Below are 14,459 nucleotides of genomic sequence, written 5' to 3' on the forward strand. Positions count from 1 at the left end.
GGGTCGATTAGGTGTTTTCCGACAGGAAATCGGCGCTCGGACAACACAGATCGCTATTTAAAGTCCGCATAAGGCGTCAGCGGCTGCGACGGCATATCGAGATCGCCTTCCCAACCCGCCATGGAATAGCGCAGATAAATCATGCCGTGGCTGGGCGTATAGTCCTCCGCCTGCTGAATATCCATTCCCAGGCCCAGCGTCCAGTGCGCGCTTAACCGACGCTCTACCGCCGCCTGCAGCGTATAGCCAAAGCCGCTGCTACTGCTGCTGGTGCCCTGCGGATTATCGCTGGTCAGCGCGCCGAAACTTAACGGATAGCGCGACTGCGCGTGGGTGCGGGAGTGGGACCAGGAAACCGAACCGCCCACGTCGAACGACCAGTTTTCCGTGCGCTGACGGTAATTGAGCGGCACCGACAGCGAGTTATAGGTTTGCGGGCTGTAGTAGCCGCCCTGGCCGAGCGAATAGTCGCTTAAGTCGCGGGTGTAGTGCCATAACATGCCGTTCAGGCCAATAGTTGCCCGTCGGTTGTCTTCGTTGAGCAGCTTATAGTAGTAGCCGACCATCAGCCGTTCACGGGCGTTGTCCTTGACGTTTTCACCGGTGATCTGATGGGCGCTGATATCGGCCCAGACGCCGTGCGCGCCGCCTTTGTCGTAGCTCAGGCCCACCGCGCCGCCGGTGGCGACCACGCCGCCCCAGGTTTTGCCGCTGGCGGTATTGGGATCGCGCGCGCCCGCGTAGGCCAGCAGCGAGCTGGAAATGGGACGGCGGGAGGCGGTGAGCGACACGCCAAGATCGCTCAGGCTGGTGTTCCAGGTGAAGCCGCCAACCCAGTTGGTTACCTCAAAGCCCAGCGGCGTGGTGCCGATATCCGCCGACCATTTGTCGCTGTTGTAGCCGACGCCAACGCTGGTGCCGTTCTGATGCTGGCGGAAATCCCGGTTGCAGGTTGCGTCAGCATTGGCGCAGGTGCCGAAATTTTCATCAATATTGCCGAGGCTGTTGGGCGAGAAGGTGCCCGCTGAAATATCCACGTTATCCAGCCGCAGCCAGCCTTTGCCCTGGCCGAACGGCGTTTCCGCCTGCGCCATAGTAGTGTGCGCGGTGAAATCGGAAACACCGCCGGTGCCTTTATTTCTGGCGTAATCCTCCGCCAGCGTCAGCGTGGTGTCCTGCTGGCGCGCCAGATCGGCCGCTTCGCTGCGGATGCCGCGCTTCAGCCAGTCATCCTGCTCGTTATTGCGCGTCAGCCGCGTATAGTCTTCGGTGCTTTGCGGCGCCGTCGTAGCGATGCCGCTGGCGACCATCGCCTGACGATAATCATACTGCGCGGCGGCAGGATCGTTCTGCGCCGCTTCCAGCCTTGCCGCATCGCGAAACACCAGCGCGCTGCTTTGCGAAGGCATCTCCTGCGCCGCCTTTGGCTTGAGCAGGCCATACAGCGTGGCGGCGCGGGCGGTATCGCCGACGCTTTGCGCCGCGTTCGCCACCCGCCGTCCGGTATTGACGCTGGCTTCCGCTACGGCCGACGGTAAAGCCTGCAACTGCTGTTTGGCGGCGGGCAGATCCCCTAACGCCACCAGCGCTTCGATTTCGCCCAGCCGCGCGTCGTTATTCTGCGGCTCTTTCTCGCCGACGTCGCGATAGCGCGTCAGCGCCTGCTGCGCATCGCCGCGCGCCAGCGCCCAGTCCGCCTCGGTCAGCGCAATGCGGCTGGAAGGCGGCAGCTGGCCCAGCAGGGCAACGGCCTGGCTTTCCTGGCCGTTGGCGCGCAGCTCTTCGGCGCGGGCAATAACCCTGTCCGTTTCCAGCCGATCGTTCAGCGCCTTAATGTTCGCGTCCCATTTTGCGGCGGGCAAAGCCTGAAGCTGCCGCATCGCCTCCTCTGCGCGATCGCTGCCGGAAAGATAGAGCGCGTAAGCATAGGCCTGCGTCGGCACGCCGGGTTGGCGCTGCGCCATTGCCGCCATCTGCCGATCCGCCGCCTGGGGCTGGCCCGCCTGACGCAGCGCGCCCGCCAGCCGATAATTCAGCCAGATATCATCCGGTGCGCCCTGCTGCGCCTGGCGATACTGTTCCGCCGCCTCTGCCCAGCGTCCGGCCGCCGCCTGTTTATCGCCTTCCGCACTCAGCGTGCTGCTGCGCAGGCTGGCGAGGGTCGCGCCAAGCGAGCGCTTCTGCGCCGCAGGCAGCCCGTTGATAAAGGCCAGCGCCTTTTCCGGCGACTGCTGTTGATAGAGCGTGACCAGCCGCTGCGTCGCCGTGGCGTTGTCCGGATCAAGCTGGCGCGCGCGGCGGAAAAGCGCCTCGGCGGCGGCAGCATTTTTCTGCGCCACTGCCACGTCGCCCAGGCCGATCAGCGCGTAGCCGTCGGTGTTGTCCAGAGCTTGCGCCTGCTGATAGCTCCGCGTCGCGCCGCGAACGTCGCCTGCCGCCAGCGCTTTGTCGCCTGCGGCAATCGCCAGCCAGTAACGGTTGGATTGCAGCAGGCTTTGCCATTTACCGATGTCCGTGCCCTGCGCATCTGCCGCCACGGCGCGCTGGAAATAGCCGTCCGCTTCTTCACGTTTGTTAGCGCGCGACAGCGCCTGCCCCATCGCGCCCAGCAGATCGGGATCGTTGGGGCTGGCCTGTAGCGCCGCCCGCAGCGCCGGGACCGCCGCCGTGCTCTCGCCTTTATCGATCAGGGCCAGTCCGCGCAGCCGCTGTTGATAGGCGGGATCCGCCAGCATTTGCTCCTGCCGCGCCAGCTCAAGCTGGCCGTCCGTCTGCGGTTTATCGCTGGTAAAGGTGCGCAGATAGGTTTGCAGCTGCGCCACGGTCTGCGAGGTAACCGGCTGCGACCTGATATCGTTCAGCCACAGCTCGGCGGCCTGCGTCCTTCCCGCCGGTTCGTTGGCGACCTCCTGTAGCTGCTTAATCGCGGCCGCGCGGTTGCCCTGGCTAAGCTGCATCTGCGCAATCGCCATTTTGACATTGACGTTGCCCGGCGCGTCCCGATCCAGCGCCTCCAGCTGCGTTAAGGCCAGCGGCTGCTGCTCGGGCAGGCGAGCCACCAGCCGCCAGTATTCCAGCGCGAGATCGCTGGAAGGAAACACGCCGTGGAACAGCTTGTCCCAGGCCGCTCGCGCCTCGGGAAGATGGCCGGAAGCCGCCAGCAGTCTGGCCTGCTGCAGCTGCTGCCGTCCTTCTTCGGCAACCAGCAGCAGGCTCGCTTCGGCCTGGCGAGTGGCTACCGCGTCGGGGGCGATTGTTTTCAGTCGCGTCAGCCTTTCCCGCGCCCGATCCTGCTGGCCCGAGCGCAGATCCTGACGGATCTGCGCCGCCAGCACCTGCGGATTGTCCGGCGCAATCTTTTCCAGCCGATAAAGCGACTGGCTGACCAGATCGAACTTGTTGGTCGCTTCGCCGACGCGCACCTGCTGTAGCAGCCAGTCAACGGGCGAAACTTGCGCCGTCTCGGCCGCCATGCCGCTCAGCGGCAGCAGCAGCGCGGGTGCCAGCCAGTTCGGGTTCATTACAGATCGTCCTCATCGCCTAAGCGACGGCGGCTGATGCTGCGCATTAAACGCCACAGCAGCAGCGCGAACAGGATCACCACCACGGCGGCAAACGCGGCCAGCATAATCGGGTGCGTGGCCAGCGCGTTCCAGACGCGCTCCCACCACGGCAGATGGCCGACATACCAGATGTCGCCCACGCGCAGGCTGTTCACGCCGGATTCCCGGATCACCGAAGCCGAACCGAAAATCGCCGCGCGTTTATCGCTGTCGATCAGCGCGCCGTTCAGCAGCTGCCAGGCGCGAGGACTGTCCGCCAGCAGCGCCACCACGCTTCGCTGGTCGTGGAAAGGCGATTTAAAGCTGACGATCGCCGCCATCGGCCCGCTGGAGCTGATGGTGGTCTGGCTTTCCGCGTACATGTCGTCAGTCGACAGAGGCCGCGTGGAAAAGTCGTTCTGGCGATTAGGCTTGTTGACCCAGCTTTTCGCCGCGTCCACCAGCAGGTTGATTTTGCTGTCGTCCTTCAACGTCTGCGGGATTTCGCCAATCATCAGCAGATCGTCATCCTGCTCTTGCGCCTTGCTCCAGTCGTCGGTCATTTTCACTTTCAGCGCCGGATAGCCGGTCTGCGCAGCAATATTGCCCAGCGCGTTCAGCAGCGCACTGACCTTGTCCGCCTCTGGCCGCGCGTTAACCAGCACCAGCGTTTGCGCCAGGTCGGCGTTGCGGCTGAAAGGGAAACCCGCGTTGGCGAAGGCGCGCAGCGACGGCATCTGTATATAGTGGCGGTAGCCGGAGAAATCGATAGTGGAGTTATCATCAATCACCACATGGTTGGACACCGGGGTAACGGTGGCGCAGCGGCTCTCTTTCGTGGCGCTGTTATAGGTGCCGCCGTAAAAGAGGCTGGCGTAATCGAAGTCAAAGCGCAGCTGGTTTACCACGCCCAGGCGCAGCGCCGGAATAGTCAGCTGGGTGCTGCTGTCGGTCAGCCCCTGCACCAGCGGGATGCGCAGCAGCTGTCTGCCGTGGTCGTGCTTGCCCGACAGCGGATAATCCTGCACGAACTGGTTGTTCAGGTTAACCGCCAGCCGGGAGCCGTCTTCCTGCATCGGCGTGGTGTAGCGATAGGTGATATTCATATCGATGCCGCGCGCGCGCACCAGGAAGAGATCCGGCGGCAGTTTCAGCGTCAGCGCAATGGGGTTCGGCTGTAGGCCGTCGCTCTGTAGCTGGTTGGCATACTGCTGCAGCTCGCCAAAGGTGGTCGGCCTGTCGGTGCGCACCCAGTTCGGCGCGTCATACGGCTTGCGGGGCATCAGCTCTTTCACCTCGTCCACCGTTGCGCTTTGCCCGCGCAGCAGCACCTCGCCCTGCGCAATCCCCTGCACCGCCTTCAGCAGATCGTTATCGTCGCGTCCCATCACCAGCAGCATTTTCTCCCAGGGATTTTGCGGCTGATTGACGATGGCGATGGTCGGCTTATCCACCGGCGGCAGCGTTTTTAAAAAGTCCGGCCGCTGGTCGTTGGTGGCAAACACCACCGCGTGCTGCTGCTCCGGCAGCTGGTTATAGAGCACCGGAAACGACTGCCCGCGCCAGTCCGCTTTGGTGCCGAACCAGGAAGCCAGCACGGCGGCGGCTTTTTGCTGCCCCAGGCCCGGCGCGCCGGCAAAGACCATCGGCAGGATCAGCGGACGGTTATCGCGCGAATCAAAAAACGGCTCCGGGAAATGCGAGAGATCGTCCTGCAGCGGCAGCTTTTGCAGCGTCAGCGCCAGCGAGCTTTCCTTGCCGATATCCAGCCAGACGGCGCTGTTAGCGGGGTTTTCGCACATATTGGCGTAGTGGCCGACCAGCTCCAGCCGGACGCGGTTAAAGTCGCTGATAAAACGCGGATCCAGCGGCAGCTGGATCTGGCTGGTTTTGCCTGCCTGATCCTGCGCGATCGGCACCAGTCCGACCATTTCATCGTTCAGATAGACCTTAAGATGCGAAACCACAGGCAGCAGCGCAGGCGAAGGGCGATAGCTGAGCGTCAGCAGCGCTTTGGTCACCAGCTCGTCGCTGCGCACGCCGAATTCAATCTGCCCCTGGGTTCGGGTGCCGGTCAGCGTGAAAACGCCCGGCGGCGGCGCGATCTGGGCAAAAGTGCGCGTCACGTCGCGTACCGGCGCGGCGGGATCGACAGCGACCGGCGCGGCAGGCTCGGCCGCGGCAGGCGCGTCCGTAGCGGTCATCGGCAGCGGCGCAGAGTCGGGCGCCGCCCAGGTCAGCGGCATAACGCCCATCAGAACAGCAGTGAACCAGCGTAGTTTTCTCGTCATCGTTTCATCATCAACTTTGCGTCAGTGGATCGTGGGATCGGGTCGCCCTGGGCCCCTCGGGAAAAAGGAAGCCAGCCAGCTGGTCAGACGCGTCAGCCCGGCAAACAGCCCGCGCAGCGGCTGCGGGCCGTACTCCGCCAGGCGCAGATAGCCTTTAAAGCCCAGCACCATAATGTCAGCGAAGCTCTGCATCGGTTTGTCTTCAGGAAAACTGTCCTGCCACAGCGCCCAGGTATCGGCGCGGGCGAAGGTGCACTGGATAAATTCCACGTGCTGTCCGGTAGTCAGCTCATGCAGGCGGATCCCGGCACGGCGGCCAAAGGTACGCTGCACCACACAGGGAAAACTGAATTCCTGCTGGCCTCGCCGCAGCAGCAGCCAGACCTTTTCATGTTCCTTCAGCTGGTTTTCCTCGCGCAGCTCCAGGCCGACGCCGCCGTCGGAGTAGTCGCGCAGCGTGCACGGCAGCATATGGCCATCTTCACGAGCCAGCGCCGCCGGCATGGCGATCTCTACCCTGTGCGCTTCACGCAGCTGGCGCGCCTCGACGGAAACCGCCACCGCGCCGCCCAGGATAATCATGTTGTAAATCACCCAGACCACGCTGACGAGCACCGTCAGGATTTCCGTGGGCGGGCCATAGTTCAGCCGCCAGACGGCAGCTATCAGACCGGCGACGTTAATCAGCACCAGCAGCATATAGGGCCGGGTGATCACCCAGTCGAGATGCTGCTCTTCCACCAGGCCGCCCTTGGCCGTCACGTTGAATTTGCCCTTATGCGGATTGAACAGCGCCACCGTGGTCGGCCGCGCGATATACCAGGCCAGCACCGTTTCGTAGACCTCGCTCCAGAACGAGTGTCGCCAGCGGCCCTGAATACGCGAGTTGGTCAGGCTGGTGTGCAGCATATGCGGCAGCACGAAAATGGCGATAGCCAGCGCGGGGGCAAAAATGATGTAGGCGTGAAAAAGCAGAAAAGCCAGCGGCGCGAGCAGGAAGATCAGCCGGGGAATGCCGGAAAGGAAGTGCAGCATGGCGTTGGCGTAGCAGAGCCGCTGCACCAGCTTCAGCCCTTTGCCCGTCAGCGGATTATCCAGTCGGAAAATCTGCACCATGCCGCGCGCCCAGCGGATGCGCTGCCCGATATGGGCAGACAGGCTTTCTGTCGCCAGCCCGGCCGCCTGCGGAATACGAATATAGGCGGAGGTGTAGCCTTTGCGGTGCAGGCGCAGCGAGGTATGCGCATCCTCGGTCACGGTATCCACCGCGATACCGCCGATTTCATCCAGCGCGGTACGTCGGATCACCGCGCAGGAACCGCAGAAAAACGCAGCGTCCCACACGTCGTTGCCGTCCTGCACCAGCCCGTAGAACAGCGTGCCTTCGTTCGGCGTCCGGCGGAAGCGGCCCAGATTGCGTTCAAAAGGATCGGGCGAGAAAAAGTGGTGCGGTGTTTGCAGCATCGCCAGTTTGGGGTCTTTCACAAACCAGCCCAGCGTCATTTGCAGGAACGAGCGCGTTGGCACGTGGTCGCAATCAAAAATCGACACGAACTCGCTGCGGCAATGGGTACGCAGTGCGTGGTTGATATTGCCCGCTTTGGCATGTTCATGCGTTGGACGCGCCACGTAGTGCACGCCGATTTTCTCCGCAAAGGCGCGGAACTCCTCGCGATTGCCGTCATCCAGCACGTAAATATTGAGCTTGTCTTTAGGCCAGTCGATACCCAGCGCGGCGTACAGCGTGGGCTTCACCACGCTCAGCGGCTCGTTATAGGTCGGCACCAGCAGATCCACCGTCGGCCAGCTGCTGATATCTTCCGGCATGGACACCGGCGGACGATTAAGCGGCCACAGGGTCTGAAAATAGCCGAGGATCAGCACCACCCAGGCATAGGTTTCCGCCGCGATCAGCAGCACGCCGAAAGTCAGGCTCAGCGGATCGTCCCAGTTCAGCGTCGAGGTGTAGCGCCACCACAGATAGCGGCAGGAAATCGTCAGCGACAGCACGATCAGCATCATGGTCGACAGGCGGCCAGGGATGCGCCGTACCACCATCGCCACGCCCCACAGCAGCGCGACAAAGATAAACTGCGTAAAGAGATCGAACGGCTGCGAGATGCAAAGCAGCGCCAGCGCCGTAGCGATCGCAATCGCCACGCCGAACAGCGCTTTACGCAGCGTTGGCGGCACGCGACGCAGCTGGCGTTCAACCCGCTTTTCCATGTCGCGCGCGGCCGCTTTTTCCGGCAGCTTGTCCAGCCAGTTATAGAAGCGCTGGCGCGGCGTTCTCAGGGTATAGCGGCCTGCACGCTCGCTGAGCGAGACGCCGTTAAAAGGAACCACCAGCAGCAGCCACAGCGTTTGCAGCAGATAGCGTAAAATATCCGCAGGATGCGGCCTTTCCGGCGAAATATGCGGATAAAGGCGGCGACGCTGCGCCTGAACCCGCTGCCAGGCTGGCGTTTCAAAACGGAGGAAGGCCCAGCCGAGCGTGACCCAGAAGCACTGGAGCGCGGCGGTTGCCGCCGACGCGCCGTGTTGGCGATAGCCCGCATAGCGTTCGTGCAGCGCCGCCGTTGCGGCGGGCATCAATAGCCAGTGCAGCGACCTCATGCGCGCGCCTGCAGATTAATCAGCGCCCAGCTGGCGAAGGTCATCATGCCTTCCGCTGCCAGGCTGTGTGGCCGGTATTCGCCCAGCGGCTGCTTGCTCATCAGCGCTTCCGCCACCGCTTCATCACGATGCAGGGTTAAAGGAATAAAGTTGTTCAGGCTGTTGACCCAAAGCTGATGCAGATCCTGCTGCGCCTTGCTGACCGGGGAAAACTGATTGAGCAGAAACAGCGTGTTGGTGGGGAAAGTTTGCTGAAACAAACGAATATGACAGTTAGCGTCCGGCGTCACCACGCTAAGGATATGGTCGGCCAGCGCCACCATGGCTCGCGTCCAGGGCGTATCGCCAGAGGGCACGTCGAGCAGGATCCAGGGGTAGAGCTTTCTTAACGCGTCGATTTGCGTCAGCCAGGCGTGGGCGTATTTTTCCGGATGGCGAATAAAATCCATCCGTTCATCGTCGTTAAGCCGCCCCGCAGGCACAAAATCCAGCCCCGGCGCGTAGCGCAGCGCGCTCTGCTGCCACGGCTGCCCGTCCATGGCCGCCCGCAGCCAGCCGCGCGACTGCCCCACCGGCATATTAAAGTGCATCCGCAGCAGATTATCGGCCGATAAATCGACGGTAATGACCTGTTCGCCCAGCTGATTGAGCGCCCAGGCAAAAGCAGCGGTCAACGAGGTCGCCCCGGCGCCGCCTCTGACGCTCTGTAGCGCAATCACCGCCATTACTGCTCTCCGGACGACGTAGGATCGGCCAGCTCGGCCAGCAGCGGCCAGCGGTCCAGGATCCCGGCCAGCCTTTCCTGGCGATCGATATCGATATAGCGCCAGTTCTGTAGCGAAAAAGCGCGTTCCAGTTGCGCAATATCGTCCTGGGTTCCACGCGCCAGCGGCCGCGTTTTGTCAGACTGTTGACTCATAGAGATAGCCCCAGAAGGCAGCAAAAAATTCCCCCCGAGCAAGAAAATTCTTAGGTCGGGTGCAGGTCGGTTTGCTATAAGTTGTAATGTATATTAGCCAGAATACAATGATGCTACTTCATTTTTTAACTGGACTACACTCTAGCCGTAGAACAAGCCGGGTTGCGAAATATCTTATGACACCTCCATTTACGTTAGGATTTGAACAGGTCAGAGATGAGTTGATGCTGATGCAGCCGTCGGGATGTTACTGGCTGACGGCCAACCGTCAGGAAGACGCCCGTTGTCTGGCCCGTCAGTGTATCGCCGCGCAGCATACCGTTACGCTGATAGCGTCAGGCCTGGCGCCGGATACGCTGCTTTCGCCCGCGCCCGTCGGCGGGCCTGCGGCCATCCCGCTTTTCTCTCTGCCGGAGACCCGTCGGGCGCTGCACGCTTTTACCGACGATCTGGCTCGCGTGTTGTCAGAAAAACCTCGTCTGGTCCTGTTTTTTGCCCCCGCTTCCCTGTGGGAAAAGTTAACTCAGGACGAGCTGCGGCTGTGGACAAAAAAGATACAACACTTTCTTAATGCTAAACCCATCACGCTGCTAATCATTAGCTTTGGTTCAGTAATCAACGCGCTGCGCACCCGGCTGCAAGGTCTTTATCGTCATGTCGATGGCCTGGCGCAGCTGGACTGGCAGCAGGACTGCTGGGATTACCGCATCAACTGGTGGGCCAACAGCGGCGGAATGCTGGCCGATCGCGCATTACGTCTGGATCTGAATCTGGACCAGTTCAGGCTGTTGGAGGCAGAGCAAAGCACGCCGCTGACGCTGAACGACGAGGCGCTCTATCTGGCGGAGAAAACAGTACTGGAAGGCGCGCCGCCGCTGTCGAGCCAGTGGACGCTGTTTGACAGCAATGCGGAACTGCACAACCGCGCGCAGCAGGCCAGCGCGGCAACGGTGATTTTCAGCCTACAGCACAACGACCAGATCCCGGCGCTGGCGGAACAGATCCATAGCCTGCGCCGCACACGCGGCAGCGGGTTGAAAATCGTGGTGCGGGAAATGCGGGCGTCGCTGCGCTACAGCGACGAGCGGCTGCTGCTGGCCTGCGGCGTCAACAGCATCGTGCCGATCAACGCCACCATGTCGCGCTTTCTGACCATGCTGGAAGGCATTCAGGGACAATCCTATAACCGCCACGTGCCGGGCGATCTCAGCGCGCTGATGAAGTCGATGCAGCCTTTGCAGGCGCGTGGCTATCTGCCGCTGGCGGACTTTTGCCAGTCGGTGACGCTGCTGGTGAACAATACGCTACTGCCGGAAAACGGCAAAGGGCTGCTGGTGGCGCTGCGTCCCGTGCCGGAGCTGAAGCCGGAGCAGGCGCTGACGCTGTGCAAGCCGCGTCGCTACGGCGATCTGGTTACCCTGCTGGACGACCGGCTCTATCTGTTTCTCTCCTCCTGCCGCTTCAGCGATTTGAATACCGCGCTGAAATTTATTTTTCATCTGCCGCACGACGAGATTTTTACCAACCGGCTGGTCTGGCATGAAGACCTGCAGATCCTGTCGGAAGTCCGCCAGCTGACCAGCCAGGTGCCGACCGCCTGGCGGGATGCGCCCGCGCCTGTCGCCGCGCCGTCGGCGTCGGCCGTGGCCGCTCCGCAGGCGCGCCGTCAGCCGCACAATATCACCCTTGGCCAGGACACCACGACATGACGTTAATGGATGGAGTGCAAATCCTGATCCTGGCGGTGCTGCTGCTGCTGTTACTGAAACCCTTTTACGCCCGCTGGCTGCCCAGGCAATGGCGGGGACTGATGCTGCGGGTCACGCCGCCTCGCGCGCTGAAGTACGAAGGCCTCTGGCGGCGTAACTCTTCAAAATCGGATAAGACATGAGTCAACCAAAGACCCCAAAGCCAACGCTCCTGCTGCACTGGCGCGGTCTCGGCGGCTGGAATTTCTATTTCCTGATCAAATTCGCGCTGCTGTGGTTTGGTTATCTGAATTTCCACGCCCTGACCAACCTGGTATTTCTGGCATGGCTGCTGCTGCCGCTGCCCAACGAGCGGCTGCACCGCTGGCGCAACTGGATCTCCGTTCCCATCGGCCTGGGCCTGTTCTGGCACGATACCTGGCTGCCCGGCCCGCAAAGTATTCTCAGCGAAGGCAGCCAGCTGGCCGGTTTCTCCGGCGCCTATCTGCTGGATCTGGTTAACCGTTTCGTTAACTGGCAGATGATTGGCGCCGGGTTCGTGATGCTGGTGATCTATCTGTTTGTCTCCCAGTGGGTGCGCGTGTCGGTGCTGGTGTCGCTGATGCTGCTGTGGATCAACGTGGTCAATATGGCCGGGCCTTCCTTCGCGCTGTTGCCGACCAAAGAGGCGACGCCGCCGGTGGCGCTGAATACCGCGGCGCAGCCGAACAAAGCCGCGGCCAACGCCAACGCGATGGATCAGTCGGCGCCGCCGACCAGCGCCAACCTGACCGCCTATCTGAATAAGTTTTACGCCAGCGAAAAACAGCGCGTAACGCCTTTTCCCGACACGTTGCCTGCCGATTCAGCGCCGTTCGATATTCTGATCGTCAACATCTGCTCGCTCTCGTGGTCCGATGCGGAAGTGGCTCAGCTACGCGATCATCCGCTGTGGAAGCATTTCGATATCGTGCTGAACAACTATAACTCCGCCACCGGCTACAGCGGCCCGGCGGGGATCCGTCTGCTGCGCGCCAGCTGCGGCCAGACCTCGCACAGCGATCTTTATAAGCCGACCGATCGCCGCTGCTATCTGTTCGATAACCTGGCGAAGCTGGGCTTTAAAGAGCAGCTGATGATGGATCATACCGGCGTGTTCGGTAACTATTTGCAGGAGCTGCGCAACGATGGCGACCTGCAGGCGCCGCTGATGTCGCAGGCCGGTATCAGCGCGTCCTGGACCTCGTTCGACAGCACGCCGGTCTTTAACGACGGCGAACTGATGCAGCGTTGGCTGGATGAGCGGCAGAAGAGCGCGGACGCCCGTACCGCCACCTTCTATAACCTGATCCCGCTGCACGACGGCACCCGCGAGCTGGGCAGCACCAAAACCGCCGCCTGGCAGCCGCGCGCTAAGCTGCTGTTCGATCAGCTTGATACCTTCCTGACCAATCTGGATAAATCGGGGCGTCGGGTGATGGTGATGATCGTGCCGGAGCACGGCGCGGCGCTGGAGGGCGATAAAATGCAGATGTCCGGCCTGCGCGATATCCCCAGCCCGCACATCACGCACGTGCCCGTCGGCATTAAGTTTGCCGGGATGAAAGCGCCGCACCAGGCGCAGCCGATGACCGTGGAGGCGCCCACCAGCCTGCTGGCGCTCTCCGATCTGGTTTCCCGCGTGGTGGACGGCCAGGTGTTCAACGCCGCCAACGTCAATATGTCGGTGCTGACCGAAAACCTGCCGCAAACGCAGGTGGTGTCAGAAAACGACAACGCGGTGGTGATGATGTATCAGGGCAAGCCGTGGATCCGGCTGAACGGCGGCGACTGGGTGGCCTACCCGCAATAGCGGAAGGGGCATCGGCCGATGCCCCTTTTTGCTCAGGTCATTTTTTTGCCGTTAAGATCGTACACCGTGCGCCGCCAGCGGTTATCGGGACGATTAACGAAAGCCCCCTGCTCAACCGGCCTGACGGCATGAATAATGTTGCCGTCAGCATCGGTTTGCACCTCGTTCCAGTTGGCCGAACAGTGCAGATAGTCTGCCGCCAGTAAAGCGATTTCCTCCTCGCTGAAGCCGACCGCTTCCCGCCCGTGGCGAGCGGCATGGCTCAGCGCCAGCGCTTTGTCACACAGCGGCAGCAGCTTATCCGGTAGCGCCAGCGCCTGGTCGGCTTCATCAATAGCGGTAAATACCACGCCCGCCGCCCGGGCCGCCTCCATCATCACCCTCAGCGCCACTTTCGCCCAGTCGTTGCGCACGGTGCGCCGCAGTACCGCCGCCGCGCCGCTGCGTTTTTGCAGCATTCCGTAGCGATCGGCGGGCATCCTGTCGTCAAACCAGCTGCGTATTTCTACCTCGCCGTTATCAACGTAAGGCGCAATCGTCGGATAGCCGCGCAGGGCCTCCAGCGCTTTGCTGGCGGCGCGGTAGACCCTGGTCTCTTCGTCCGGGGTAGAGAGCGGCACGGTTTCAAACTGCGGGCGGGTCAGAAAACAGCTTTCCTGTTCGACAGCGTGATAGCCGCCGCCGATATCCGAATGGGCGCCCGGCAGCGCCACCTCAGGCCAGGCAGGCCGCACGCTGTTCAGCGCGAAGTTAAAGCGGCATTCGTGCTGCGCGGTAAGATGAAAGACTTTCTCCGCCACGCCGGGCCGCAGCGCCAGATTGACGTCGCCGCTGTCCGCGCTGTTAGGGTTCAGACCGTTCGCCAGCGTCGCCACGGCGGCTACCGTATCAAAGAGGCCCAGAAAACGGGTTTTCCCGGCTGGCGAACCGCGATATTCCACGCCCTCCAGCCCTCTTTCGATCGCTTCAATAAGGGCGCTGTCGCCATTAAACACGCGGTTGGCAAAATGGCGCGCGGCGGCGGCGCCCCGGCTGAAGCCGAAAAGATCGAATTGCAGCTCGTTGATAACCAGGTTCGGCTGGCGGATAGCGTAATTGCGCAGCGCCTCAACCAGCGCGGCAACGGCTTTGTTGGTTTTCGCCACGATGCCCCGGCTGCCCGTGCCGAACGCCATATTCAGCGCCCTGTCCGCCGCGCCCGCTTCCGTGCCGATGCCGTCGATATAAAGACGCTGCTGGCTCTGCCCACCCGCAAGGTCGGTAGCGTACAGCGAATGCAGCCGATGGATGTTGGTGTAGTGACCAATATGGCTGCCGAGGGCGCTATCGCGAAAGCCCAGCGTCTGCTTTGCGGCCTGCCGCCAGGCCGCCAGCGCTTCGCTGTCCTCCGGCGCAGGGCCGCCCGTCTCCAGACTGCTGCGGGCGTTCAGCGCGTTATTGCCCGTGCCGTCAAAAAAGATGCCGAGGGTAAGAGTGACGACGGCTTGCTGCTGTGCGCTCTGGTCGTCCGCAGAGGCGCGCAGTAGCAGGCTCATCTGGGTATCCGGTCAG

General features: G+C 62.2%; 9 protein-coding genes. 3 read left to right on the forward strand and 6 right to left on the reverse strand.

The genetic code is table 11. The annotated features are described in order from the left end of the window. Window positions 1-53: 53 nt before the first annotated feature. The 5 genes from bcsC to bcsR are packed head-to-tail and all read right to left on the reverse strand — an operon-like array spanning window position 54 to window position 9,368. Entirely contained in the window at window positions 54-3,521 is a 3,468-nt protein-coding gene (gene bcsC, locus ACMGEE_RS13270) for a cellulose synthase complex outer membrane protein BcsC (RefSeq protein WP_436830184.1), read from the reverse strand. Further along, window positions 3,521-5,833, reverse strand: coding sequence for a cellulose biosynthesis cyclic di-GMP-binding regulatory protein BcsB (gene bcsB, locus ACMGEE_RS13275; RefSeq protein WP_436830185.1), 2,313 nt, complete (start codon window positions 5,831-5,833; stop codon window positions 3,521-3,523). The genes bcsC and bcsB overlap by 1 nt, the downstream gene beginning before the upstream one ends. Window positions 5,834-5,854: 21 nt before the next feature. Next, window positions 5,855-8,449 carry a UDP-forming cellulose synthase catalytic subunit gene (gene bcsA / locus ACMGEE_RS13280; RefSeq protein ID WP_253456488.1) on the reverse strand — a complete coding sequence of 865 codons (2,595 nt, stop codon included), beginning with the start codon at window positions 8,447-8,449 and terminating at the stop codon, window positions 5,855-5,857. Further along, window positions 8,446-9,174: a cellulose biosynthesis protein BcsQ gene (bcsQ, locus tag ACMGEE_RS13285; RefSeq protein WP_253456491.1), complete on the reverse strand. Its 729-nt coding sequence runs from the start codon at window positions 9,172-9,174 to the stop codon at window positions 8,446-8,448. The genes bcsA and bcsQ overlap by 4 nt, the downstream gene beginning before the upstream one ends. Beyond that, window positions 9,174-9,368, reverse strand: a complete 195-nt coding sequence (bcsR, locus tag ACMGEE_RS13290) for a cellulose biosynthesis protein BcsR (RefSeq protein ID WP_369895389.1) — start codon at window positions 9,366-9,368, stop codon at window positions 9,174-9,176. The genes bcsQ and bcsR overlap by 1 nt, the downstream gene beginning before the upstream one ends. 176 nt (window positions 9,369-9,544) lie before the next feature. Between bcsR and bcsE the strand changes: the two genes are divergently transcribed. From bcsE to bcsG, 3 genes are read left to right on the forward strand one after another with little or no spacing between them, the layout of a single operon-like run. Further along, window positions 9,545-11,077 (forward strand): cellulose biosynthesis protein BcsE, encoded by a 1,533-nt coding sequence (bcsE, locus tag ACMGEE_RS13295; protein ID WP_436830186.1) that lies wholly within the window; start codon window positions 9,545-9,547, stop codon window positions 11,075-11,077. Then, complete coding sequence (gene bcsF / locus ACMGEE_RS13300; RefSeq protein ID WP_436830187.1) at window positions 11,074-11,259, forward strand: cellulose biosynthesis protein BcsF; 186 nt, start codon at window positions 11,074-11,076, stop codon at window positions 11,257-11,259. Before bcsE ends, bcsF begins: the two co-directional genes overlap by 4 nt. Further along, the gene (gene bcsG, locus ACMGEE_RS13305; RefSeq protein WP_436830188.1) at window positions 11,256-12,908 is read left to right on the forward strand and encodes a cellulose biosynthesis protein BcsG; all 1,653 of its coding nucleotides are present in this window, start codon (window positions 11,256-11,258) and stop codon (window positions 12,906-12,908) included. Before bcsF ends, bcsG begins: the two co-directional genes overlap by 4 nt. Window positions 12,909-12,940: 32 nt before the next feature. Here bcsG and ACMGEE_RS13310 read toward each other — a convergent pair whose 3' ends face one another. Next, window positions 12,941-14,443 carry a T6SS phospholipase effector Tle1-like catalytic domain-containing protein gene (locus ACMGEE_RS13310; protein ID WP_436830189.1) on the reverse strand — a complete coding sequence of 501 codons (1,503 nt, stop codon included), beginning with the start codon at window positions 14,441-14,443 and terminating at the stop codon, window positions 12,941-12,943. Window positions 14,444-14,459 lie beyond the last annotated feature (16 nt).

Source organism: Erwinia artemisiae (assembly GCF_051400835.1).
Taxonomy (GTDB): domain Bacteria; phylum Pseudomonadota; class Gammaproteobacteria; order Enterobacterales; family Enterobacteriaceae; genus Erwinia; species Erwinia aeris.